This is a genomic window from Cellulosilyticum sp. ST5, from assembly GCF_046529625.1.
In the GTDB taxonomy this organism is placed as follows: Bacteria; Bacillota; Clostridia; order Lachnospirales; family Cellulosilyticaceae; genus Cellulosilyticum; species Cellulosilyticum lentocellum.
This window is the reverse complement of record NZ_CP132338.1, coordinates 1,566,952-1,588,374: the sequence shown is the minus strand read 5'-3', so window position 1 is coordinate 1,588,374 and position 21,423 is coordinate 1,566,952. Positions and strand designations below refer to the sequence as shown.

Here is a 21,423-nt window from a genome sequence, read left to right as displayed (position 1 = left end):
ATTGATATAATTATATATTTTTTACACAAAACAATGAATAAAAATTAGATACGGTATTAAGTAATGAGGTGTACAGAGAAGATAAACTGACCTATAATAAGAGTAAGATAGAAATCCAAAGACAAGAAATAAATTTAAGATAAAAATGAAAAAGTATAAGGATTTAAGTTTCTAAGTTGATGAATCTATGAAAAGGGGTTTTTAATAAATAATGAGAGAATTAAAAAGTGTCGAGGAAAAAATTTTAGATAGAGCATTATATTTAATGGGAAAAAGCGGAACCACCAATGTTCCTATAAGGGCTATTGCAAAAGAAGCTGAAGTAAATGTAAGTGCTATAAATTATTATTTTCGATCTAAAAATGAGATGCTTCAGCAAGTAAAGGAATTTTATATTACGAACACAACGGGGGTGCATTCGATTTTAGATGATGAAGCATATACTGAAGAAGAAAGACTCATTTTATTTGCAAATGAAATTATGGAATATACTTTAAGATATCCAGGCTTAGCAGTTATTTTAAAAGAAGCAGTAAGCTTAAAGGATCAAGATGAACTATCAAAAAGTATATTTGAGGTTACACAAATCATACATCACAAGATGGAACGTATATTAGCACGTATTATTAATGAGGAGAAAGAATGTATTCTATATAGCAGATTAATCTTTATGTCTTCTATTATTTATCCAATAGAAAATAGTGAGCTTAGTAGTATAGATATTAATATCCTTTCAACTAAGGAGCAACGAATAAATTATATAAAGCATATTATTAAAGTATTAAAAAATACTTCCTTGAAAGATTGTTAATAATAACAGTCTTCTTTTTTTGTCAAAATTAAAACAAAATGTTTTAAACGTATTGATTTAAAATTTTTAATGATTTATAATTCGGATATAAGTGAATTTAATTTGTTTTGCTTACTATTGTTAAAAAAATAACTAATAGAATAGAGGAGGAATATTATGTCATTTGATCATCTATTTAATCCTATTAAGATTAGAGGATTAGAATTAAAAAACAGAGTAGTATTTCCAGCTATGGGAACTAAAATGGTAACAGAAGATAAGTTTATGACACAACAAAATATTGATTACCATGTTGCTAGAGCATTAGGTGGCTGTGGGTTAAACTTTACAGAAGTGTGTGCAGTTTATGCGCCTGCTTCAGTAAAAAATTTCCTATCTATTGCAGAAGATAAGTATATTCCTGAACTGAAGAAATTTGCAGATGCCATTCATAAAGCAGGGGGAAAAACCGGTGTTCAACTTTGGTTAGGTGGATTGGTCGCACGCTATGATCCAGAAGCAAAAATTGTTATTCCTAGTGATATGCCTATAGGGGGAGGTTTAGTCATCCCCGGTGCTAGTATTGAAACGATAAAAGAAGCTACTCATGCTTTTGGCACGGCAGCTAAACGTGCTGTAGAAGCTGGTTATGACACAGTAGAATTTCATGCAGGGCATAATTATACGCCCCATTCCTTCTTAAGTCCTTATTTCAACAGAAGAAATGATGAATACGGTGGCTCCTTAGAAAACAGAGCAAGATTTTTAATAGAATGTATTAAAGCTATTCGAAGTAATATACCAGAGGATATGCCGTTATTTATGAGAATTGATGCACATGATGACTACTTAGAAAATGGCCTAACCATTGAAGAAGTCATTGCTTTTTGTAAAATGGCGAAAGAAGCCGGTGTAGATGTATTAGATGTATCTAGAGGTAATTTCTCAAGTAAAGCTCTTAAGTATGAAGTGCCATCTATAGACCTTCCTAGAGGTTTTAATGTTGAGAATGCAGCAAGAATAAAAAAAGAAACAGGTATGCTAACTATAGCTGTTGGGCGTATTAATACGCCTGAACAAGCAGATATGATTATTGAAAATAATCAAGCAGATATGGTGGTAATTGGACGTGGGCAATTAGCCGATCCTGATTTTTGTAATAAAGCAAAAGAAGGCAAAGAGGATCAAATTGTACGCTGCGTAGGCTGTAATCAAGGATGCTATGATGGTTTTGTGTCAATCGAAAACCCTTACATAACTTGTATGCGAAATCCAGCTTTAGGTAGAGAAGTAGAGTATGCCTTAGTAAAAACAACAGAACCTAAGAAAGTTCTAATAGCTGGAGGAGGAGTAGCAGGTTTAGAAGCAGCTATGACCTTACAGCGAAGAGGACATCATCCTATAGTATGTGAAGCAGCAGCTACACTTGGTGGCCAGTTTGTACTTGCTGGTGCAGCGCCAAGGAAAGAAGAAATGAAAGAAGCAGCTTTATGGATGGGAGAGCAAGCATTAAAGGAAGGCATTGATATACGCTTAGAAACACCAATAACAGAAGCACTTATTGATGAGCTATTACCAGATGAAGTTATTATAGCTATTGGAGCCGAACCTATGTCCTTAAATATTGCAGGTAATGACTTGCCTCATGTAGTGAATTCTCATGAGGTTCTTGAAGGAAAGATAAATGTACAAGGTAATATTGTTATTATAGGTGGTGGGCTTGTTGGCTTAGAGGTTGCTGAATATGCCGAAGAAAAAGCAAAACAAATTACTGTAGTAGAAATGCAAAATGAAGTAGCCAAAGATCTAGGAGAGATACGTAAAATTAGTGTTATAGAAAATATTGAAACAGCAGGAATAAAGACCCTAACACATTCAAAATGTGTGGAAATTAAAAACGAAGTAGTAGTGATTGATAAAGAAGGACAATTAGAAGAAATACCTTATGATTTGGTTGTAGTAGCAATAGGTGCTAAATCTAGAAACTTTGAGAATATAACTACAGCTTGCCATAAAAAAGGTATACCTTATCATATTATTGGTGATGCTGTAAGAGCACGTAGAGCACTTAACTCTGTTGCAGAAGCTGCTGCTGTAGCAAGGCTTATTTAATAACAGAGCATCTAGTGGACGGATTATTATTTCATCAGTAGTATTAATAGAAAAACTGCTGATGAGTACTTAATTTTAAGTATTCATCAGCGTTTTTCACCTTTAATATTTACTCGTTAGACATCATAAATGATAGTTTTTTGGACTGAGACAAATAAAATCAGAAGGGCGAGAAGTCAATATGGCATGTGATACAGTGCTTTTAGCTATGGGATATAGACCTAATATAGAAAGCAGTAAGGCATACGAAGAGCTATGCGAAGTAATACCAATCGGGGTTTGTATACAAGCGGGGAAAATCTATAATGCCGTACATTAGGCATACAAGATAATAAACCAACTTACTTAGTATCTATATTAAAAAGACGACCACGTTTTTAGCAATGTTTAAAAACAATTAATTGGTAGTGTCGGGATTAAGCGATAAAAGTAATTTTTTATGTTTTGAAATAATAATTGAACACATAATTGACATCGCGTATAATAATCGTAATCATAGATTAAGGTGGTGATGAAATGTATCATTTTATTATTAATCCAAAGTCAAAGACTGGCAATGGCTATAAAGTATGGGAAGTTGTAAAGAAGAAATTGGATGAACAAAAGATTGCATATACATACCATCTTACTCAGTATGCGTTTCACGCTACAAAAATAGCTCGAAAACTTTGTAAAGGAAAATTTCAAGCTATTTATCTTATCGTTATAGGTGGAGATGGTACGGTTAATGAAGTTATTAATGGTATTTCAAATTATAAAAATGTGTTTTTGGGCTATATTCCTTCAGGTTCAAGTAATGATTTAGCTAGAAGTTTAAATATTCCAGCTGATCCTATAAAGGCCCTAGAACTTATTTTAAATGCAAAAACCTATCCTTGTTTTGACCATGGCATTGTCAATTTACAAAATAAGACAACTAGTCGCAAATTTAGTGTGAGTTGTGGGATTGGATTTGATGCCTCCATTTGCTATGAGGCACTAGATTCTAAAATAAAAAAATGGCTTAATAGCATTAAGTTAGGAAAGTTAACTTATGCCATCATAGGGCTTAAACAACTCATCACTTATCGCCCTAGTGATGTTACACTTATTTTGGACGAGCATCAGATAAAGCAGTTTAAAAATGTATATATTTTAGCAAGTATGATTCAACCTTATGAGGGTGGAGGATTAATGATGGCTCCTAAAGCTAACCCTAGTGATCAAAAGTTGTCTGTTTGTATTATTTATGATATTAATAAATTAAATGTACTATTTTTGCTACCAAGTTTATTTTTGGGAAGACATAGTCATTTTAACAAAGTGGAGCTGTTTGAGTGTACATCTTTGGAAATCAAAACTAAGGAACCACTTTTACTACATACAGATGGTGAATTTGTAGGTCATTCGAACCACGTTAAACTACACTGTAAAAAGGAGCAGCTACATTTGCTTTTATAATTTGTTGTGTGAAGTACTAAAAAATAATCCCTATGTTTATTACAGCATGGATCTAGAAAATAGCTGTAATAACATAGGGATTTAATGTGTCAAGGTATAAAAACGACTTAGATAAAAATAGAAAAACGAAAATTTATAATAGATGTTCATCATAACCAGCACGAATACCACCTATAAATTTAGGCCTTGTTCTAGCAGCTAATAAATTAGCATTGCCAATGTGACTAATACTTAAGCGAAGAGGTACAGCTACTTTTTTTAGATGCATGCCAATAAGGGTACCACCGATATCTAGACCAGCATCTGCATGAATTTCCTCAAGAGCAACTGGGTTCTTAAAGGTATGATAAGCAGTTGTTGCAAAAGACCCACCAGCTTTAGGTTGAGGTATGACATTAACAATGTCGGCAAAGGGAACGGCTTCACGCTCTATGATAATGGCTCTATTAAGATGTTCACAACACTGTGCAGCAAGATAAATATTTTTTGAAGAAAGTGTGCTGTAAATGCCATTGAACACAGCTTCAGCAGTTTCAAGGCTTGAATGAGTACCAATCTGCTGACCTATTACTTCGCTCGAAGAACAGCCAATAATTACAATATGACCAGCTCGAAGATTTGCCTTTTCACATAATTCTTCTGTAGCTTGTCTAGCTTCATTATAAATTTGATCTATTAAATGGGACATAGTTATCACTCCTTAATGATTATAGTTCGTTAGTTCTTATATTATACGTAGTGCACATAGATTTCAATAAATAAAAAGTAAAAAAAGTGGTAGTTTCTATGAAAAAAATAGGAACTACCACTTCTGTATCTATATTTGTTTGTTATAAACCTTTTCGTCTAATTCATTTTCGCTTTTAGCAATAAGAATAGTACAAACATTATCACCAGCTACATTAATAGCTGTACGAAGCATATCAATAATACGATCAACACCCATAATGAGAGCAATTCCTTCTAATGGTAAATTAACAGAAGCAAGTACCATAGTCAGCATAACCATACCTACACCAGGTACTCCAGCAGTTCCGATAGAAGCTAGTACAGCAGATAAGATGACCATGATATAATCATTGAAACCTAAGGAAATGCCATAAATTTGAGCAATGAACATAACGGAAATCCCTTGCATAATGGCAGTACCATCCATATTAATGGTTGAACCTAGAGGAAGGGTAAAAGAACTCACGCGTTTAGAAACCCCAAAGGATGTTTCAGAGTGTTCTAAAGCCAGAGGTAATGCAGCACTGGAGGAAGCAGTTGATAAACAAATGTTAAAAATAGGTGCGAACTTTTTAAGAAATAAGCTAGGACGCAGTTTTCCAATGAAAAGAAGCATACCCATATAAACAACTAAAAGTTGCAAGCCTAGGCCTATAACAACTGTGACAACATATTTAATAAGTGGCATCAGTGCTGAAAAACCAAAGTTCGCAAAGGTTGTTGAAAGTAGTGCGAATACACCGTAAGGAGCAAAGCACATAATAATCTGCACTAATTTTAAAAGCACCTCATTAGCTGATTCAAAAAGCACAATAAGAGGTTTTGCTTTTTCACCTACCATAGTCATGCTAAGACCTAATAAGATGGCAAAGAAGATAATACCTAATATGTTACCTTCTACAAAAGCAGTAAAAATGTTAGTTGGAATCATATTTAAAAGGGTATCAACAAAATGAACATCAGTAGCTACTGGAGTAGTTGTTAACTCGTTAGCTTGAAGAAGAGCAAGATCAACACCAATACCCGGTTTTAAAAGACCACCGACTAATAAAGCTAAAATAATAGCGAGAGCAGTGGTTAAGGTATAGAAGAAAAATGTTTTACCGCCAATACGACCAATTTTCTTAAGGTCATCTAAAGAAGCTGTTGCATAAACGATAGAGATAAAAACTAAAGGTACAACAATAAGTTTAATTGCGTTTAAAAAGCCTGTGCCCAATAGCTTTAATAAGCCATTCAATAAAATGGTCTGAGTAAACCAGTTTTCTGGTACATGTGAAAGCATAATTCCAAAAACAGCACCTAAAAATAGTGCAAGTAGTGTTTTAGAGGTTAAAGACAATTTTTTCATATGTAAATCTCCTAGCAATATTTTCTGTCAACAATGAAGTGGATTGATTACTTATAAGTTAACATAATTAATAATGAGGTGCAAGGAAAAAATAGATGGTATTTATTTCATTAAAAGATTTTGAAATGTGTTTAAATTATAAATGCCTATAAAATCAAGGATGGTATAAAAAATAATAGTAAATAAATCAGAGAAACAATAAAATAATAGCTATAATTATTCAGACTAATGGTGAATTAAATTGTCAAATGCTGCACCTTTGGACTGAATAGTAAGAAAATAATCAACTACACATAGCTATAAAGCTATATGAGTAGATACTACTCATATTCTATTGTATAATAGCTTAAGAATGGAAACAGGAAGTAAATAGCTAGAATAAAGGAGTTATAAGATAAATGAAATTTTATTGTGCACCTATGGAAGGTCTGACTGGTTATATTTATAGGAATGCTCATGCCACCTTTTTTAATCATGTAGATAAATATTTTACACCTTTTATTGCGACTACACAGCATGGGAAGTTTACCACAAGGGAATTACATGATATTTTGCCGGAGCATAATCAGGGTTTAGTAGTCATACCTCAGATTTTGAGCAACAATGCTGAAGATTTTATGACAACTGTTACGCAGTTAAAGGCATTTGGGTATGAAGAAGTTAATCTTAATCTAGGATGTCCCTCAGGAACCGTTGTTTCGAAAAATAAAGGCTCAGGTTTTTTGGCTGAAAAAGAGGCATTGGATCAATTCTTAGAAGAGATTTTCTCCAAGGCTATTACTAAAATTTCAATCAAGACAAGAATAGGAAAAGAAAGACCAGAAGAATTTGAAGAGCTTATTCATATCTTTAATAAATATCCTTTAGAAGAACTAATTATCCATCCAAGAGTGCAAAAGGATTATTATAGAAATACACCTAATTGGGAGAGTTTTAGTACTGGAGTTCAGTTGAGTAACAATCCAGTTGGCTATAATGGTGATATTTTTACAGCTCAACGTTATGAATTATTTGCTAAGCAATTTCCAAGTGTGGATACCATCATGCTTGGGAGAGGTCTTATTGCTAATCCTGGTCTTATCAGTGATATTAAGGATAATATCACCCTTGATAAACAGTTATTAAAGGCTTTTCATGATAAAATTTATGAAGATTACCAAGAAGTTCTTTCTGGGGAACGGAATGTACTATTTAAAATGAAAGAAAATTGGTTTTACATGATTCATATGTTTTCTAATGCTGATAGGTATGCTAAGAAAATTAAAAAGTCACAAAGACTAAGAGATTATGAAGAAGCAGTTACAGAATTATTTAAAGAGCAGGAAATCGTTGAAGGAGCAGGAGTATTTTCAAACTCTACGGTTCGTAGATAGCTTATAAAGAAGGTATGAATTATAATGAGCCTATAATCCAATTAGTCAAATGAGGTGAGGCAGATGAATTCAAACTTTCATAGCATAGATATAAAAACATGGCCTAGAAGTCAGTATTTTTATTATTTTACAAAGATGCTTCCAACAGGGTTTAATCTTAATGCTGAAATTGATGTAACAGCTGCGTATTACGCATTAAAAAAACAAAACAAAAAATTTTTTCCAGCATATTTATTTTTAACAACTAAGCTCATTAATAAAGAACCTTATTTTAAGATAGCTTATCAAAATGAGCAATTAGGTTATTATGAAGTACTCAATCCTTCATATGCCTGTTTTCATGAGGATGATCAAACAATGTCTAATATGTGGACGGTATATGATGAAGATTTTAATACTTTTTATAATAACTATATTGAAGATCAAAAACAATATGGAAAAAATCATGGTATTCTAGCTAAACCAGAGATGCCACCAGCCAATAGTTTTATGGTAGGTGTCATTCCGTGGATATCTTTTAAAAGTTATTCACCGATTCCATTTGGTTTTGGAGAGATTAATAACTTTTTTCCGATATTAGAAGCCGGCAAGTTTTATGAAAAAGATAATAAACTTTTAATGCCAGTATCAATGACGGTTCATCATGCTATAGCAGATGGCTATCAGGTAAGTGCATTTTTTAATGCATTACAGGTAGAAATGAATCATCCAGAAAATTGGATGAATAGTTAAAGTATTAATAAGAAGAGGTGATAATATGGATTGTGAAAAGGTAGGTGAATTAATTCGTTCACTGCGCATTGAGTGTGGGTTAACACAAAAACAATTAGCAGATGCGATGAACATTAGTGATAAGACAGTGAGTAAGTGGGAAAGAGGGTTAGGTTGCCCAGATATTTCTTTACTGCCGGAGCTCTCAATTCTTTTAAAAGTTAACATTGAAAAAATTTTATCGGGAGATTTAAATCCCAATGAATTATTAGGAGGTAATATGAGAATGACACAGTTTTATGTTTGCTCTGAGTGTGGAAACATCATGACAAGCACAGGAAATGCAGAACTTTCTTGTTGTGGTAGAAAATTAGAAGCATTAGTCCCTGAAAAAGCTAATGAAACACATGTTTTGCAACTTGAGACAATTGAAGATGAGTGGTATATCGAAACATCTCATGAAATGACAAAAGCACATTATATCTCTTTTATTGCATTTGTTACAGGAGAAAAAATGTATCTGGTGAAGCAATATCCTGAATGGGGTATTCATTTACGACTACCTAAAATGGGGCATGGCAAGTTATATCATTATTGTAACCAACATGGCTTGTTTTATCAAATCATATAATTAGGAGCTTCTGGGAAGACCGGAGGCTTTTTTTGTTAAACCATAACAGCAATCTAATTTACTTTTACATTTTTCGACTGAAGATGTTACAATAGGAGAAAAGAAGTTCAATTAAATAAAGAAAGGATAGAGAGAAGAAGATAATATTTTATAAAAAATGAGGTTTAGAGAAAAATAAGATTCATAAAAGCATCATATGAATAAGATAAAATGATGTTTTGTGAAGAATAGTGTTGAAAATAGAGGTGGGAAATGATAGTTGAATTATTGATGGTTATCATAGGGGTTTTATCAGGAGCAGTAATGTATTCTTATTACATACCTAAATGGATTTTAAAAAAAGATATTAGAAAAAATACAACAGATGCGAATCCAGGTGGTTATAATGCTTATAGCGCTCATAAGGGAATAGGGCTTGTATGTATTTTATTAGATATGCTAAAAGGATTTATTCCAGTATATCTTTTTGTTAAAATAAAAGGAATCGAAACACCTTGGATTACATTTATGGTATTGGCTCCTGTTTTGGGTCATGCATTTACACCATTTTTAAAAGGAAAGGGTGGTAAAGCTCTTTCAACAGCAGCAGGAAGTATGTTGGGATTAACACCTGCAAGTAGCTTGGGAATTTTATTAGTGACAATGGCTATATTTTTCTCGTTTGTACTCATTATTGATCCCTTCGCTTCTAGAGTAGTGGGAGTTATGTTGGTATTTAACATAGTGACAATGCTTTTCCGATTGGCAAATTTATGGCTAACCATAGCATCATGGGGAATAACGGGTATACTATGGTATAAACAACTTCAAGTAAGGGACCCAAGACGTGCTGTCGTTTATTGGTGGTTCTCTAAAAATGCAAATAATCATTATAGAGAGCTTTCTTAAATGAAAGCTCTTTTTTGAGCCTTAAATTGTAAAATTCATTTTTAACCTTTATACTATAGGAAGAGTGAACTGGAGAGATAAGTATGCATTCTATGTAATATATTAAAGAAAGTTAGAGGAATAGATGGTGGAAGAAAAAATGAATGAATTAATGACTCAGTATTATGTGACTTTTGATGAACTAGCTGTAAGATTAGGTGTCAGTAAACGGACTCTGACAAGGAAGTTCAAAGGAACGACAGATTGGACCTACCCAGAAATGATGTTACTGACTCAAATCTTTAATATAGAAGATCCTACTCAGTTTTTCTTTCAATCATAAAAGAGCATAGGGTAAGAAGTAGAATCTGATTAAGAATTGATTAGAGAGTGAATTTTATGGTAAAAGGAGGTAAAAATGCAGGGAATGTTAGAAGCATGTCAGCTATGTCCTAGAGGGTGCCGAGTGAATAGAACAAAAGGAGAAAAAGGCTATTGTAGACAAACTAGTGAAGTGATGATAGCTAGAGCTGCTTTACATTTATGGGAGGAACCTTGTTTAACGGGTGAAAATGGTTCCGGAACTCTATTTTTTTCTGGATGTACTTTAGGCTGCGTTTATTGTCAAAATCGTTCGATTGCAACCAGTAAAGTAGGTAAGGTCATTTCTATAACTCGTTTAGTAGAAATCTTCTTTGAACTTAAGGCGCAAGGGGCCCATAATATTAATTTAGTAACTGGAACACACTTTATTCCACAAATTGTAGAAGCCTTACAATTAGCCAAAGATAAAGGGCTAGAACTTCCCATTGTTTATAATACCAGTGGATATGAAAAAGTAGAAAGTCTCCAATTGCTAAGAGGTTATGTGGACATCTATTTACCAGATTTAAAATACAAAGATGAAATATTAAGCACTCGTTATTCTTATGCCAAAGATTATTTTGAATATGCAAGTAAGGCTATTGCTGAGATGGTAAGCCAGGTAGGTATGCCTACTTTTGATGAAGGAACAGGACTTATGAAAAAAGGTGTAATGGTGAGGCATTTATGTCTTCCGGGTGCTGCTAAGGATACTAAGGCCATACTACGTTATTTATATCAAACTTATGGGGATACTATTTATATGAGTATCATGAATCAATTTACCCCTATTTGTGACTTGCAGGCTTATCCAGAGATTAGCCGCAGGCTCACAGAAAGAGAATATAATCATTTGATAGATTATGCATTAGATTTGGGAATTGAGCAGGCTTTTATTCAAGAAGGTGAAACAGCAAAAGAGAGCTTTATTCCAGAATTTGATTTACAGGGTGTATAAATAAACAGGCTAGAAGATCTATTTATTTAGATTTTCGAGCCTGTTTATTTATATAGATTTATAAGTTATTAAATAAATAATAACAAACTAATGGCCATTACCATCATGCCACTTACCAAACCATAGATGGATAAGTGATGTTGGCCATATTTTTGAGCTGATGGTAGTAACTCATCTAGAGATATAAATACCATAATACCAGCAACACTTGCAAAAATGATGCCAAAAACTAAGTCATTCATAAAAGGCATTAGTACTAGATATCCAATAATAGCTCCTAATGGTTCTGAAAGACCAGATAAGAAAGAGAATAGAAAAGCTTTTTTGCGGTCTCCGGTAGCATAATAAACAGGAACAGAAACGGCAATTCCTTCAGGAATATTATGTAGAGCTATAGCAACTGTTATAGGAATAGCAATAGAAGGTTCTTGAAGAGCGGAAATAAACGTTGCAAGTCCCTCAGGGAAATTATGTATGCCAATAGCTAAAGCTGTAAAAAAGCCCATGCGCAAAAGTTGTGTATTAGTATTGGAGGAGTTTGATTTAATATCCTCTACTTTATACATATCATGTGGATTTTCACCACTTGGGATAAGTTTATCGATGAGAGCAATGACTAACATACCACCAAAAAAGGAAGCCACCGTTACCCAAGAACCTAGTTTAATACCAAGTTCATTAGTAAGAGAGGTTTTTGCTTTAAAAAAGATCTCAATAGTAGAAACATAAATCATTACACCAGCTGAAAAGCCAAGACTGATAGAAAGAAATTTAGTGTTAGTTCTTTTAGTAAAAAAGGCTAAGGCACTACCTATACCGGTACATAAGCCAGCAAAGAGTGTTAAGCAAAAAGCAAACAGTAAATTCTGCATTGTTAGTTAGTCAAAGAGGGTTGGATAAAAGTTCTTGCAGCCAACTCTGTATCTAGTAAGTATAATCCCTTGCCATCTGTAGCAAATAGTTGAAATCTTTTTACTAAATCTTCTGTGTTTTTTTCTTCTTCAGCTTGTTCTTTAATAAACCAATCTAAAAATTGGGTAGTTCTAAAATCTTTTTTCTCTAAAGCAACAGCATAAATGTTTTCAATAGATGCAGTAACTGATTGTTCATGTTTTAAAGCGAGGTGCAAGGGGTCTATAAAATTTTGAAATACAGTATTATCTGCTTCTACTGCCTTTAAAGAAACAGGTTCACCATTATCTTGTAGATATTGAATAAAAAATCTAACATGTGCTAATTCTTCTTGGACTTGGACATTAAACCAATTAGCAAAGCCTAATAAATTTTCATAGGTATAATAGTTAGCGATATGTAGATATAAGTAAGTAGAAAATAATTCCTTATTAATTTGATCATTAATTAAAGTTGAAATTTCAGGTTTAAGCATATAATCACCTCTTTGTTTTTGTTTTATTATAATACAAAAAGATAAAATTTTAAATATATATAAAAAATATAAGTAATTTAAGGAATGTATTTACTAACGGAGACTTTCTGTCGAAAACTAATAGTTAACATCTATTTAAAGTTTTATTGTTGTAGTATTATTTAAAGAGAAAAAATAGTTGGATTTAGTCTGTGAAGATTAAAATTTATGGTAATTTTGTTGACAATAGCGAAGTTACAATCTTATAATAAAACATATGAACATTTATTCATATAAAGGAGGAAAAAAATGAATAATACGCAGTTACTAGCATTACTATTATTAGTTGTTTTTTATGGTGCATATTATAAAAAAACTTTATTGCAGAAGAAGAAAGGAATTAAAACCAATCAATTAGGAATAGGAAATAAGAATCAAAGGACCATAAGAGTAGAAAAAGGATTACGTATAGCCAGTATGATTATTGTACCTATAGAAGTGATTAGTATTTTATATAATCAATCACAGGAACAACTATTTTTCAAGAATTTAGGTCTTATTTTAATAGGTTTAGGTGTAGTGTTTTTCTGTATGGCAATGTGGCATATGCGTGATAGTTGGCGTGCTGGAATTCCTGCTACAGATCAAACAGAACTTGTAACGACTGGTATTTATAAATGGAGTAGAAATCCAGCTTTCCTAGGTTTTGATTTAACCTACATAGGTGTTTTGATAGCATTTTATAATCCGGTGTTACTAGTAGTTACTATATGGGTAATGGTGATGATGCATCTTCAAATTATAGAAGAAGAAAAATTTCTGAAGTTAGTTTTTAAAGAAGCTTATGAAGTTTATTGCCAAAGAACAGGAAGATACCTCTGGTTAGTGTAACACTAATAAAATAAATCATAACAATAAGGAGAGGTGTAATTTGAAATAGTATGATGATAGCTAAATACAAAAAGGCATCAGAAGTCCATTGCATTGATCAAAATGAGGGGATGTTAAGTTTAGCTAAAAAGAAAAGGCAAAAGCAAAAATTATCATCAATGCATACCTATTTAGAGGATGCCACACATACTCATTTTTCAAAGGAACTATTCGATTATGTTATCATATCACTTGTTTTGTATGAAATGAATAATACTTTAACTGATACATTATTAAAGGAAGCATATACCCTATTATAGGGTGTATTAAAATGTAATTGATTTTTGATAAACATAAAAAGGAATACCTATAAACATTAAAAGGAATATCCACATAGCAGCCTCAGCACCTGAACCATAAATAATATAAATGGCATAAAGGAAGGCAATTAGTGATAAATAGCTGTGGCTTAAAAAACGACTTAATTTCATATGATGGTCTTTTTTGATGGTGAGTAATATTTCTGCACAAGCTGTTAACGCATAAGCTGGTATAAAAGATAAAGTAGCTAAATTAACCATAAAATCAAAAGCGGCTGTTAAGCTAGATACATAGTTAAGGATTAATATTAAGTTAGTACAGATGCCTGTAATAATAAGTGAGACATATGGCGTTTCATATTTAGAGTGTACCTTAGCAAAGAAATGAGGGAAAAGCTGGTCTTCTCCTGCTGCAAAAGAGAGTCTGGCAGTGGTTAATACCCAACCAGAAAGAGCACCAGTAGCCGAGATAATAATACCTAGTGCGATGAAAGCACCACCCCAAGTTGCTCCAGTAATACGATTAATAATACTTGCTAGTGGTGCGCTAGAGATGGCAAGTTCTTGCTGTGGCAAGGCACCCATGGCAATAACAGAAATAAAAAGATAAATAATAGCTACAAATAAAGTACCCAAAAAGGTGCTTCTTTTTATATTAACCTCAGGGTTTTTAATCTCACCACCTGAAATAGAAGCACTTTCTAATCCTATAAAAGACCATAAAGTAACAGCAATAGCGGCAGGTAAAGACCCCAAGCCTTGCACATCGGGAGAAGAATAGGTTGATAAATACTTAGTATTAAAGCCCCATAAAGCAATAAGAACAAATACCAAAATGACTCCAAGCTTTAAGATAGTACTAATAATACTAATATAGCCAGCTTGTTTAACACCTAAGCAATTGATAACAGTAAAGATCCATAAAATAGCTGATGAAATAATAAAAGAAAGTAAATTGTTATCACTAATAGAGGGGAAAAATACGGTTAGGTAACGAATAATGGCCGTAATAATAGCTGCATTTCCGATCCAAGAACCAATCCAGAAAGTCCAAGCGACTAAAAAAGCCATAAAAGGGCCAAAGGCTTGGTTAGTATAAACAATAGGACCACCGGTACTAGGATAAAGTGCTCCTAGGTTAGCAAAAGATAGCGCAAGAAGAATAGAGCCAATACCTGTAATAATCCACGCCAAAATGGTTGTCGTTGGATTACCTACAAGCGCTAGTGTTTGAGGTGAAGTGAAAATACCAGACCCTATCATATTTCCTACTACAATAGCAGTAGCAGCTCCCAGTCCTAATTCACGTTTTAAAGAAGGTTCTTTTTTTGTTTCATCAGTACGCATAAAAATCATCCTTTTATCTGATATGTCTTTATTATATAGAGTGAGGTAAAAACTACAAAAACATACTCATAAGAAAATAAATCAATAATAAATAATTTACTGAAAAATTCAATAATATATGTTAAAAAATTTGGATTATTATAAGATTATGGTATAATAAGGTAAAATACTTTATAAAGAGAATTGGAGTAGGAGGAAGAAGATAAGATTTGAGGGAAGGATGATGCGAGATGACGTTAAATCTAAGGGAAGATTTAAAGAGTAAATTCAGAAAAGGGGAATTTAATTGTGAAAAGGAACTTACTTTGTCTATTATTAGTGGTAAGTGGAAGGTTGTTATTATTTATCATTTAGGCCATGAAGGAGCTTATCGTTATGGGGCATTAAAGCGCTTGTTCTTGGGGAATATTAGCAATCAGATTTTAGCTAAGCAATTGCGAGAACTAGAACAGGACGGTATTGTGGAACGAACAGTTTACCCTGAAATACCACCACGGGTAGAATATAATTTAACTACGAGGGGATATACTCTAGTTCCTATTATTGATGCACTTTATGAATGGGGTAAAACTAATATGGATTATTACATAGAAAGATTATTAATTGATCAGGAACAAGAAGAGGAATTGGACGAATAAAGTCCAATTCCTCTTCTTAGTTTTGCTAAATGAATAGATTTTTAAAGGATATTTTTTAAAACAATAGTCTTGATTTGTGTCATTTCTTCTAAAGTACAAGCGATTCCTTCATTACCGATACCGCTCATTTTATAGCCTCCAAAAGGCATTTCGCAAGATCTAAAGAAGCTACATCCATTAATAACTACGCCACCTGCCTGAAGTTGGCTAGCTACTTTTAAAGCAAGTTGCATATCTTGAGTAAATACATTACTAGATAAACCAAAACTAGATTGGTTGGCAATAGCAATAGCTTCTTCAGGTGTATTAAAGCCTATAATAGGAATAACAGGTCCGAAGATTTCTAAGTCCTTTGCAACCTCCATATTGGCTGTTACATTTGTTAGTACAGTAGGAGGATAAAAGGCGCCTGAACGTTCACCACCATAAAGAAGGCTGGCACCTTCATAAATAGTAAGATTAACTTGAGTTTCTACATTTTTAGCAGCTTCCTCACTAATTAAACAGCCTACATTTGTTTCAGGGTCAGCAGGATCACCAACCTTGAGGGTTTTAAGACGTGCTATGAGTTTGTCTGTAAACTCTTGCTTGCGACTTTCGTGAATTAAAAAACGTTTACTAGCGCAGCATACCTGACCGGTATTATAGGTTCTACCAAAAATAGTTTCTTCTACGGCTAAGTCTACATTGCCATCTTCTAAGAGGATAAAAGCGTCATTGCCACCTAGTTCTAATGCAACTGGTGTAAGGTTTTTAGCAGCGGTCCCAGCAGTTTCAATACCTACCTTTGTGCTACCTGTTAAGCTAATGAGATGAATACCTGGATTTTTAACAAGCCATCTAGGCACATCGGCTGGGTCACCTGTTAATACTTGAATGGCACCATCTGGTACCCCTGCTGCTACAAGAAGTTCACAAAGTTTCATAAGTGTAAGTGGGTTGTGAGTAGAAGGCTTAACAATGGCAGCATTACCTGCAATAAGCGCAGGCGCAATCTTTTGTCCAAATAAATCTACAGGGAAGTTAAATGGAATGATACAAGCAACGGTTCCTACAGGTTCTCTAGTAATAATTTGAAGTGTATGCTCTGTTCCAGGTTCTATACCTGCTGGAATCGTTGTGTCATAAAGGTGTTTCGCTTTTTCAATGAAGCCACCAAATAGGGAAGGAATATTCCCAATTTCAGCAATAGCTTCTGTAATAGGTTTGCCTGTTTCTTGTGAAAGAAGAGAAGCAAGACTATATTTCATTTCAGGCTCTTGAGTCAGATTAATAAATTTGGAAAGAATAGTGCCTCTCTTATAAAGCGGATAAGAGGCCCAAATCTTTTGACCTTTTGCAGCACACGCTACAGCTAGTTCTACATCATTTTCTGTAGCTGCAGGGATGGTGCTAACCAGCTTCCCATTTGCAGGATTAATAACATTTAAGGTTGCTCTATTAGAAGCATCTACTTGTTTACCATCTATGATCATTTTCATCTATAATCACTCTCCTTATGAATAAAGTGGATATCTATTATTTCTCAAAGGCACTAAAGGATAGCATTAAACCACCACAGGTGTTATTACCATCATCTTCAAAGCCATATTCACCGAATGTAAAGACGCCAAGAAAAGGAACATCACCAGCAGCTTTTTTGAGATTTTCTGCCACTTCATCAATACGGTCGCCTATACCAGCACGGCGGCCACCACAATGTACAATATGATAAGCGCCAATTTCTTTATCAAGTTTTGATTTCAGTTTTTCTAAGGTTGTATAGGGTGAATCAATGAGATCATCTACTGTGGCTTCCATCATGATAACAGCTGTATTTTCAGCTACGTTATTGCCAATGGACATGGAATAATCTGGATTACCACTCATAGGATGTCTAATAGCTACTAAATCACCTAAACGGTCTTTAACACCTAGTGGTGCAGTGATAGTTGCTGCGAGTAAGTTGGCGCCTAATAAACTATCAGCCTCAGTACCTGTCCAATCTGCATAAACTTTGACAGCAGGCTTACCGTCTATTTCAATTAAACCACGTTTGCCATCGACTTTAGTAATAACTCCTACATGATTGCTTTCTTTATAAGCACCTGTAAATTCATTGGCGAAAGCTTTATCTGTATAAAAGAAAGCGACTGCCACACCATCAGCAAAAGCACCTTCATGAGTAAAAAGTGACCATTCTCCAGAAATGCTATTATCAGCGGAACTACCACCAAAGAAAGGTACACGACCAATAATATCTTGGATTCCTTTTAGATAGCTTTCTTCTTCCCCAGGAGAAGCAACCATATAAAAGTATTTAGGGGCATCAGAGCGGTTCGCATGCTTAAGTGCTTTTTTTGCAACTTCACGGCCAATCAGACGGGCATCACCTGTCTTAGGTAAACCTGCAATACCGACACTGAGAGCATCATCTGCTAAAGCCATCATTCCTATAAAGCCATCATCCCCACTTATGTAACCGTCTGGTGTAAGGACACCAGTAAAAGAAGTACAGCCAATAATAGGAACATCGGGTAGTAAGTCAGAAGTTGCTTTTAGAAGTTCTTGCTGGTCATAAACAACGCTGCTGTACATAAACACGAGTTTAGGATTAGTGAGTCCTTCAGAAGCCATAAGTAAAGCTTCTTTGCTTGAAGTGTAGGCGTTTGAGTTTGTAGAATAACCGACTTTTGATTTAAGCATAATAAATACCCCCTCTTTTTTGCTAACCAATAGTAATTGATAAAACTGACTATTAATTAGTTGTTTATATTTATAATTTTATGATAATTGTATAATGAAAAAATGTAAAGTACGCATTTGATTGTGATATAGTCACATAAATGTGACTAATGGATAAATAGAGTATAAGAAATATAATCTATTGGTTGAAATAGGGACAATAGCATAGTATAATAAATACAAATAAATAAGGGGAATGAAGTACTCCCTAAGTTTGATACTTAAACCGCTTATAAAGCTGATGACTTCTGTGAAACATATAATCACAGGAGAATCAGCTTTTTTTGCATGTAGAATTGGAGGAGAAGTAAATGCTTACAAGTTTAGCACTTATTTTTTTAATGGGCTTATTACTAGGTTCTATTTTCAACAAGCTAAAATTACCCAATCTATTGGGGATGATTATAACAGGGATGATTTTAGGCCCTTATGCAATAGGTGCATTAGATGCATCTATTTTAAGAATTTCCCCGGATTTAAGACAATTAGCATTGGTTATTATTTTAACAAGGGCAGGACTGTCTTTAGAGCTAGAAGATTTGAAAAAAGTAGGAAGACCTGCTGTTTTAATGTGCTTTATACCGGCTTGTTTTGAAATAATGGGTGTTATTCTTCTGACACCTCGATTACTGGGAATTAGTATATTAGAAGCAGCTATTATGGGAACTGTTATTGCCGCAGTCTCACCAGCTGTTATTGTACCTCGAATGCTACACTTGATGGAAGAAGGTTATGGCGTAAAAAAGAGTGTACCGCAGCTAATTTTAGCAGGTGCTTCAGTAGATGATGTATTTGTCATTGTGCTATTTACAGCATTTACAGCTCTAGCTTCGGGAGGAGAAGTTTCAATAGGAAGCTTTGTGCAGATACCTATTGCTATTGTTGTAGGAATAGCAATAGGTATAGGTGTGGGTATCCTTTTAGTAATTTTTTTCAAAAAGTGGCATTTAAGAGATTCAATGAAAATACTGATTATCTTGAGTATTTCATTTTTGCTAATAGAGATGGAACATCGTTTAGTAGATATTGTGCCGATGTCAGGTTTGTTAGCAATTATGACTTTGGGTATTATATTGAATCGCCAATATGGTGTTTTAGCCAAACGTTTAGCTATCAAATATAATAAACTCTGGGTAGCAGCAGAGGTTATTTTATTTGTACTAGTAGGTGCTACAGTAGACTTAAACTACGTTATGAAGGCAGGAGTCGTAGCCGTTATGGTGGTACTCGGAGCTTTAATTATTCGTATGTTGGGTGTTTTTATAAGCTTATTAGGAACAACGCTTACGGCAAAGGAAAAGTTATTTTGCATGTTAGCTTATACCCCAAAAGCAACTGTACAAGCTGCTATAGGAGGTATTCCTTTAACAATGGGGCTACCATGTGGAGAGTTGGTTTTAACAGTAGCCGTGTTAGCTATACTTATAACAGCACCTTTTGGTGCTATAGGAGTAGATAATACTTATAGAAAACTACTGGAGAAGTTGTAAAACATGAAGAAAATAGAGGGCTATATTATGGTCCTAATTGTTCTCTAACCATTTCCATCAGTTTTAGAGTTGCAGGAGAAATAAATTTACTTTTATTATAAATTAAATTATAAGGATAAACCCATTGCATATCTTTAACTTTTAATTGCGTGAGTAGCCCACGTTCAAGTTCCATGGCAACAGCTGAATAAGGAATAAAAGCAAGGCCTAAATCAGCAGCAACCGCTTGTTTAATGGCATCAATACTACCTAGAGTCATAGCAATATTTTCCTCTAATTGAAGCTGGGTAATTGCTTTTTTATAAGCAAGATAAAGTTGGGAGTTATTATGATGCACAATAAAAGTGATAGCCTCTAAATCCTCTGGCAATAATTCGTGAGGGCGAACATAAGCGCTATTAGGAGATGCTACAAGGACTAAAGGGTCTTCTTTTAAAGGAATAACTTGTGTTTGGGTGGTATAAGCAACATCACCACCATTAATAGCAAAGTCTAATACATCATTGTAAATAAGATTGGCGATTTCATAAGTATTACCAATGTGAAGTTCAATATTGACTTGAGGATAAAGCTGCTTAAAAGAACCGATAATACGAGGGAGAAGATAGCTACCTGCAGTATTACTTCCCCCAATAGTGATTTGACCACTAATTGTGAGTTTACGATCAGTAAGTTGATTAGAGGCTTCTTGAACAAGCTGAAAGATTTGTTTTGTATAATTAAAAAGAATTTCTCCATTTTCATTTAAAATAAGACGAGTCCCTATTTTGTTAAATAGCTTAAGTCCTAAGCCATCCTCTAATTTTTTTATTTGAATGGATAAAGCGGGTTGGCTAATATGCATTTGTTCACTTGCTTTAGTCATGCTTCCTAAAGAAGCTACTGTATTAAAGAGTTTAAGGTAGTGTAAGTCCATAGCTAATCCTTTCTTTAAAAACTTTAACAGATTGTTAATATATAAATTATTTATATTTAAGTTAAATTATATATATTAGAAAAATAAATTAAAGGTAATATAATAAATCTATACGAAATATATACACAGTAATAAGTAGAGGAGTGAGAGAAATGAATCTATCATTAGTGCAAATTGCGAGTGGTGTTGTGGTAGGGATTATCGTACTAGCTATTTATACGATGAACATTAAGAAAGAACTCAGTGAATAATGAAAGAGGTAATTCTTAAAGGAGGATGTTGTATATGTTTGAAAGTGTTGTTGTGCCTATGGGGATTTATGCATTAGGATTTGTTATTTCATTAGGTATTGCCATTTTGATTAATGGATTGTTAAAAATTACACAATTGGTAAGCGTAGAAGAGGAGAAACACTAAACAAACTAAA

Annotated in this window: 23 protein-coding genes and 1 riboswitch; of the genes, 15 read left to right on the top strand and 8 right to left on the bottom strand. The window is 33.7% G+C overall.

Annotated features, from left to right (window positions below; all coding sequences use genetic code 11):
• Positions 1–211: 211 nt before the first annotated feature.
• From QTL86_RS07805 to QTL86_RS07790, 4 genes are all read left to right on the top strand, one after another.
• The gene (locus QTL86_RS07805; protein WP_013656990.1) at positions 212–811 is read left to right on the top strand and encodes a TetR/AcrR family transcriptional regulator; all 600 of its coding nucleotides are present in this window, start codon (positions 212–214) and stop codon (positions 809–811) included.
• Between the two features lie 156 nt (positions 812–967).
• Positions 968–2,902 (top strand): NAD(P)/FAD-dependent oxidoreductase, encoded by a 1,935-nt coding sequence (locus QTL86_RS07800; protein ID WP_127066492.1) that lies wholly within the window; start codon positions 968–970, stop codon positions 2,900–2,902.
• 181 nt (positions 2,903–3,083) lie between these two features.
• Positions 3,084–3,221 carry a hypothetical protein gene (locus QTL86_RS07795; RefSeq protein WP_190283316.1) on the top strand — a complete coding sequence of 46 codons (138 nt, stop codon included), beginning with the start codon at positions 3,084–3,086 and terminating at the stop codon, positions 3,219–3,221.
• A gap of 197 nt (positions 3,222–3,418) precedes the next feature.
• On the top strand, positions 3,419–4,342 hold the full coding sequence (locus QTL86_RS07790; RefSeq protein WP_410496917.1) for a diacylglycerol/lipid kinase family protein: 924 nt from the start codon (positions 3,419–3,421) through the stop codon (positions 4,340–4,342).
• Between the two features lie 133 nt (positions 4,343–4,475).
• Here the strand turns inward: QTL86_RS07790 and QTL86_RS07785 are convergent, their stop codons facing one another.
• On the bottom strand, positions 4,476–5,030 hold the full coding sequence (locus QTL86_RS07785; protein ID WP_013656993.1) for a TIGR01440 family protein: 555 nt from the start codon (positions 5,028–5,030) through the stop codon (positions 4,476–4,478).
• Between the two features lie 129 nt (positions 5,031–5,159).
• Positions 5,160–6,422 carry a dicarboxylate/amino acid:cation symporter gene (locus QTL86_RS07780; RefSeq protein ID WP_410496916.1) on the bottom strand — a complete coding sequence of 421 codons (1,263 nt, stop codon included), beginning with the start codon at positions 6,420–6,422 and terminating at the stop codon, positions 5,160–5,162.
• Between the two features lie 398 nt (positions 6,423–6,820).
• Here QTL86_RS07780 and QTL86_RS07775 point away from each other — a divergent pair, with 398 nt between their 5' ends.
• From QTL86_RS07775 to QTL86_RS07750, 6 genes are all read left to right on the top strand, one after another.
• Positions 6,821–7,795: a tRNA dihydrouridine synthase gene (locus QTL86_RS07775; protein ID WP_127066494.1), complete on the top strand. Its 975-nt coding sequence runs from the start codon at positions 6,821–6,823 to the stop codon at positions 7,793–7,795.
• 63 nt (positions 7,796–7,858) lie between these two features.
• Positions 7,859–8,527 (top strand): chloramphenicol acetyltransferase, encoded by a 669-nt coding sequence (locus QTL86_RS07770; protein ID WP_127066495.1) that lies wholly within the window; start codon positions 7,859–7,861, stop codon positions 8,525–8,527.
• A 25-nt stretch (positions 8,528–8,552) separates the two neighbouring features.
• Positions 8,553–9,137, top strand: coding sequence for a helix-turn-helix domain-containing protein (locus QTL86_RS07765; protein WP_013656997.1), 585 nt, complete (start codon positions 8,553–8,555; stop codon positions 9,135–9,137).
• A gap of 252 nt (positions 9,138–9,389) precedes the next feature.
• Positions 9,390–10,025 carry a glycerol-3-phosphate acyltransferase gene (locus QTL86_RS07760; RefSeq protein ID WP_127066496.1) on the top strand — a complete coding sequence of 212 codons (636 nt, stop codon included), beginning with the start codon at positions 9,390–9,392 and terminating at the stop codon, positions 10,023–10,025.
• A gap of 139 nt (positions 10,026–10,164) precedes the next feature.
• Positions 10,165–10,347: a hypothetical protein gene (locus tag QTL86_RS07755; RefSeq protein WP_410496915.1), complete on the top strand. Its 183-nt coding sequence runs from the start codon at positions 10,165–10,167 to the stop codon at positions 10,345–10,347.
• A gap of 75 nt (positions 10,348–10,422) precedes the next feature.
• The gene (locus QTL86_RS07750; protein WP_127066498.1) at positions 10,423–11,325 is read left to right on the top strand and encodes a radical SAM protein; all 903 of its coding nucleotides are present in this window, start codon (positions 10,423–10,425) and stop codon (positions 11,323–11,325) included.
• A gap of 68 nt (positions 11,326–11,393) precedes the next feature.
• On the opposite strand, the gene zupT is transcribed toward QTL86_RS07750, so the two are convergent.
• Both zupT and QTL86_RS07740 read right to left on the bottom strand, forming a co-directional pair.
• Complete coding sequence (gene zupT, locus QTL86_RS07745) at positions 11,394–12,197, bottom strand: zinc transporter ZupT (RefSeq protein WP_013657001.1); 804 nt, start codon at positions 12,195–12,197, stop codon at positions 11,394–11,396.
• A gap of 2 nt (positions 12,198–12,199) precedes the next feature.
• The gene (locus tag QTL86_RS07740) at positions 12,200–12,712 is read right to left on the bottom strand and encodes a ferritin (protein WP_013657002.1); all 513 of its coding nucleotides are present in this window, start codon (positions 12,710–12,712) and stop codon (positions 12,200–12,202) included.
• 288 nt (positions 12,713–13,000) lie between these two features.
• Between QTL86_RS07740 and QTL86_RS07735 the strand changes: the two genes are divergently transcribed.
• Positions 13,001–13,582, top strand: coding sequence for a methyltransferase family protein (locus QTL86_RS07735; protein WP_013657003.1), 582 nt, complete (start codon positions 13,001–13,003; stop codon positions 13,580–13,582).
• A gap of 50 nt (positions 13,583–13,632) precedes the next feature.
• Entirely contained in the window at positions 13,633–13,881 is a 249-nt protein-coding gene (locus QTL86_RS07730) for a class I SAM-dependent methyltransferase (protein WP_127066500.1), read from the top strand.
• Positions 13,882–13,887: 6 nt separating this feature from the next.
• Here the strand turns inward: QTL86_RS07730 and QTL86_RS07725 are convergent, their stop codons facing one another.
• Positions 13,888–15,228, bottom strand: a complete 1,341-nt coding sequence (locus tag QTL86_RS07725; protein WP_013657004.1) for an amino acid permease — start codon at positions 15,226–15,228, stop codon at positions 13,888–13,890.
• Positions 15,229–15,458: 230 nt separating this feature from the next.
• On the opposite strand from QTL86_RS07725, the gene QTL86_RS07720 reads away from it, so the two are divergent.
• Complete coding sequence (locus tag QTL86_RS07720; RefSeq protein ID WP_127066501.1) at positions 15,459–15,866, top strand: winged helix-turn-helix transcriptional regulator; 408 nt, start codon at positions 15,459–15,461, stop codon at positions 15,864–15,866.
• A gap of 41 nt (positions 15,867–15,907) precedes the next feature.
• Here QTL86_RS07720 and QTL86_RS07715 read toward each other — a convergent pair whose 3' ends face one another.
• Together QTL86_RS07715 and QTL86_RS07710 are read right to left on the bottom strand one after the other, a co-directional pair.
• The gene (locus tag QTL86_RS07715; protein WP_127066502.1) at positions 15,908–17,347 is read right to left on the bottom strand and encodes an aldehyde dehydrogenase family protein; all 1,440 of its coding nucleotides are present in this window, start codon (positions 17,345–17,347) and stop codon (positions 15,908–15,910) included.
• A 37-nt stretch (positions 17,348–17,384) separates the two neighbouring features.
• Positions 17,385–18,551 (bottom strand): FIST signal transduction protein, encoded by a 1,167-nt coding sequence (locus QTL86_RS07710; RefSeq protein WP_410496914.1) that lies wholly within the window; start codon positions 18,549–18,551, stop codon positions 17,385–17,387.
• A 222-nt stretch (positions 18,552–18,773) separates the two neighbouring features.
• A riboswitch (Fluoride riboswitch) is annotated at positions 18,774–18,848 on the top strand.
• A gap of 53 nt (positions 18,849–18,901) precedes the next feature.
• Between QTL86_RS07710 and QTL86_RS07705 the strand changes: the two genes are divergently transcribed.
• Complete coding sequence (locus tag QTL86_RS07705; protein ID WP_127066503.1) at positions 18,902–20,080, top strand: cation:proton antiporter; 1,179 nt, start codon at positions 18,902–18,904, stop codon at positions 20,078–20,080.
• Positions 20,081–20,105: 25 nt separating this feature from the next.
• Here the strand turns inward: QTL86_RS07705 and QTL86_RS07700 are convergent, their stop codons facing one another.
• Complete coding sequence (locus QTL86_RS07700; RefSeq protein WP_127066504.1) at positions 20,106–20,996, bottom strand: LysR family transcriptional regulator; 891 nt, start codon at positions 20,994–20,996, stop codon at positions 20,106–20,108.
• Positions 20,997–21,281: 285 nt separating this feature from the next.
• Here QTL86_RS07700 and QTL86_RS07695 point away from each other — a divergent pair, with 285 nt between their 5' ends.
• Positions 21,282–21,413, top strand: a complete 132-nt coding sequence (locus QTL86_RS07695; RefSeq protein ID WP_013657011.1) for a hypothetical protein — start codon at positions 21,282–21,284, stop codon at positions 21,411–21,413.
• Positions 21,414–21,423: the final 10 nt, after the last annotated feature.

Excerpts from the sequence above, each read along its gene's own strand:
- QTL86_RS07805 (WP_013656990.1), top strand. The coding sequence starts at position 212 with ATGAGAGAATTAAAAAGTGTCGAGGAAAAAATTTTAGATAGAGCATTA.
- QTL86_RS07800 (WP_127066492.1), top strand. The coding sequence starts at position 968 with ATGTCATTTGATCATCTATTTAATCCTATTAAGATTAGAGGATTAGAA.
- QTL86_RS07795 (WP_190283316.1), top strand. The coding sequence starts at position 3,084 with ATGGCATGTGATACAGTGCTTTTAGCTATGGGATATAGACCTAATATA.
- QTL86_RS07790 (WP_410496917.1), top strand. The coding sequence starts at position 3,419 with ATGTATCATTTTATTATTAATCCAAAGTCAAAGACTGGCAATGGCTAT.
- QTL86_RS07785 (WP_013656993.1), bottom strand. The coding sequence starts at position 5,030 with ATGTCCCATTTAATAGATCAAATTTATAATGAAGCTAGACAAGCTACA.
- QTL86_RS07780 (WP_410496916.1), bottom strand. The coding sequence starts at position 6,422 with ATGAAAAAATTGTCTTTAACCTCTAAAACACTACTTGCACTATTTTTA.
- QTL86_RS07775 (WP_127066494.1), top strand. The coding sequence starts at position 6,821 with ATGAAATTTTATTGTGCACCTATGGAAGGTCTGACTGGTTATATTTAT.
- QTL86_RS07770 (WP_127066495.1), top strand. The coding sequence starts at position 7,859 with ATGAATTCAAACTTTCATAGCATAGATATAAAAACATGGCCTAGAAGT.
- QTL86_RS07765 (WP_013656997.1), top strand. The coding sequence starts at position 8,553 with ATGGATTGTGAAAAGGTAGGTGAATTAATTCGTTCACTGCGCATTGAG.
- QTL86_RS07760 (WP_127066496.1), top strand. The coding sequence starts at position 9,390 with ATGATAGTTGAATTATTGATGGTTATCATAGGGGTTTTATCAGGAGCA.
- QTL86_RS07755 (WP_410496915.1), top strand. The coding sequence starts at position 10,165 with ATGAATGAATTAATGACTCAGTATTATGTGACTTTTGATGAACTAGCT.
- QTL86_RS07750 (WP_127066498.1), top strand. The coding sequence starts at position 10,423 with ATGCAGGGAATGTTAGAAGCATGTCAGCTATGTCCTAGAGGGTGCCGA.
- zupT (WP_013657001.1), bottom strand. The coding sequence starts at position 12,197 with ATGCAGAATTTACTGTTTGCTTTTTGCTTAACACTCTTTGCTGGCTTA.
- QTL86_RS07740 (WP_013657002.1), bottom strand. The coding sequence starts at position 12,712 with ATGCTTAAACCTGAAATTTCAACTTTAATTAATGATCAAATTAATAAG.
- QTL86_RS07735 (WP_013657003.1), top strand. The coding sequence starts at position 13,001 with ATGAATAATACGCAGTTACTAGCATTACTATTATTAGTTGTTTTTTAT.
- QTL86_RS07730 (WP_127066500.1), top strand. The coding sequence starts at position 13,633 with ATGATGATAGCTAAATACAAAAAGGCATCAGAAGTCCATTGCATTGAT.
- QTL86_RS07725 (WP_013657004.1), bottom strand. The coding sequence starts at position 15,228 with ATGCGTACTGATGAAACAAAAAAAGAACCTTCTTTAAAACGTGAATTA.
- QTL86_RS07720 (WP_127066501.1), top strand. The coding sequence starts at position 15,459 with ATGACGTTAAATCTAAGGGAAGATTTAAAGAGTAAATTCAGAAAAGGG.
- QTL86_RS07715 (WP_127066502.1), bottom strand. The coding sequence starts at position 17,347 with ATGAAAATGATCATAGATGGTAAACAAGTAGATGCTTCTAATAGAGCA.
- QTL86_RS07710 (WP_410496914.1), bottom strand. The coding sequence starts at position 18,551 with ATGCTTAAATCAAAAGTCGGTTATTCTACAAACTCAAACGCCTACACT.
- QTL86_RS07705 (WP_127066503.1), top strand. The coding sequence starts at position 18,902 with ATGCTTACAAGTTTAGCACTTATTTTTTTAATGGGCTTATTACTAGGT.
- QTL86_RS07700 (WP_127066504.1), bottom strand. The coding sequence starts at position 20,996 with ATGGACTTACACTACCTTAAACTCTTTAATACAGTAGCTTCTTTAGGA.
- QTL86_RS07695 (WP_013657011.1), top strand. The coding sequence starts at position 21,282 with ATGTTTGAAAGTGTTGTTGTGCCTATGGGGATTTATGCATTAGGATTT.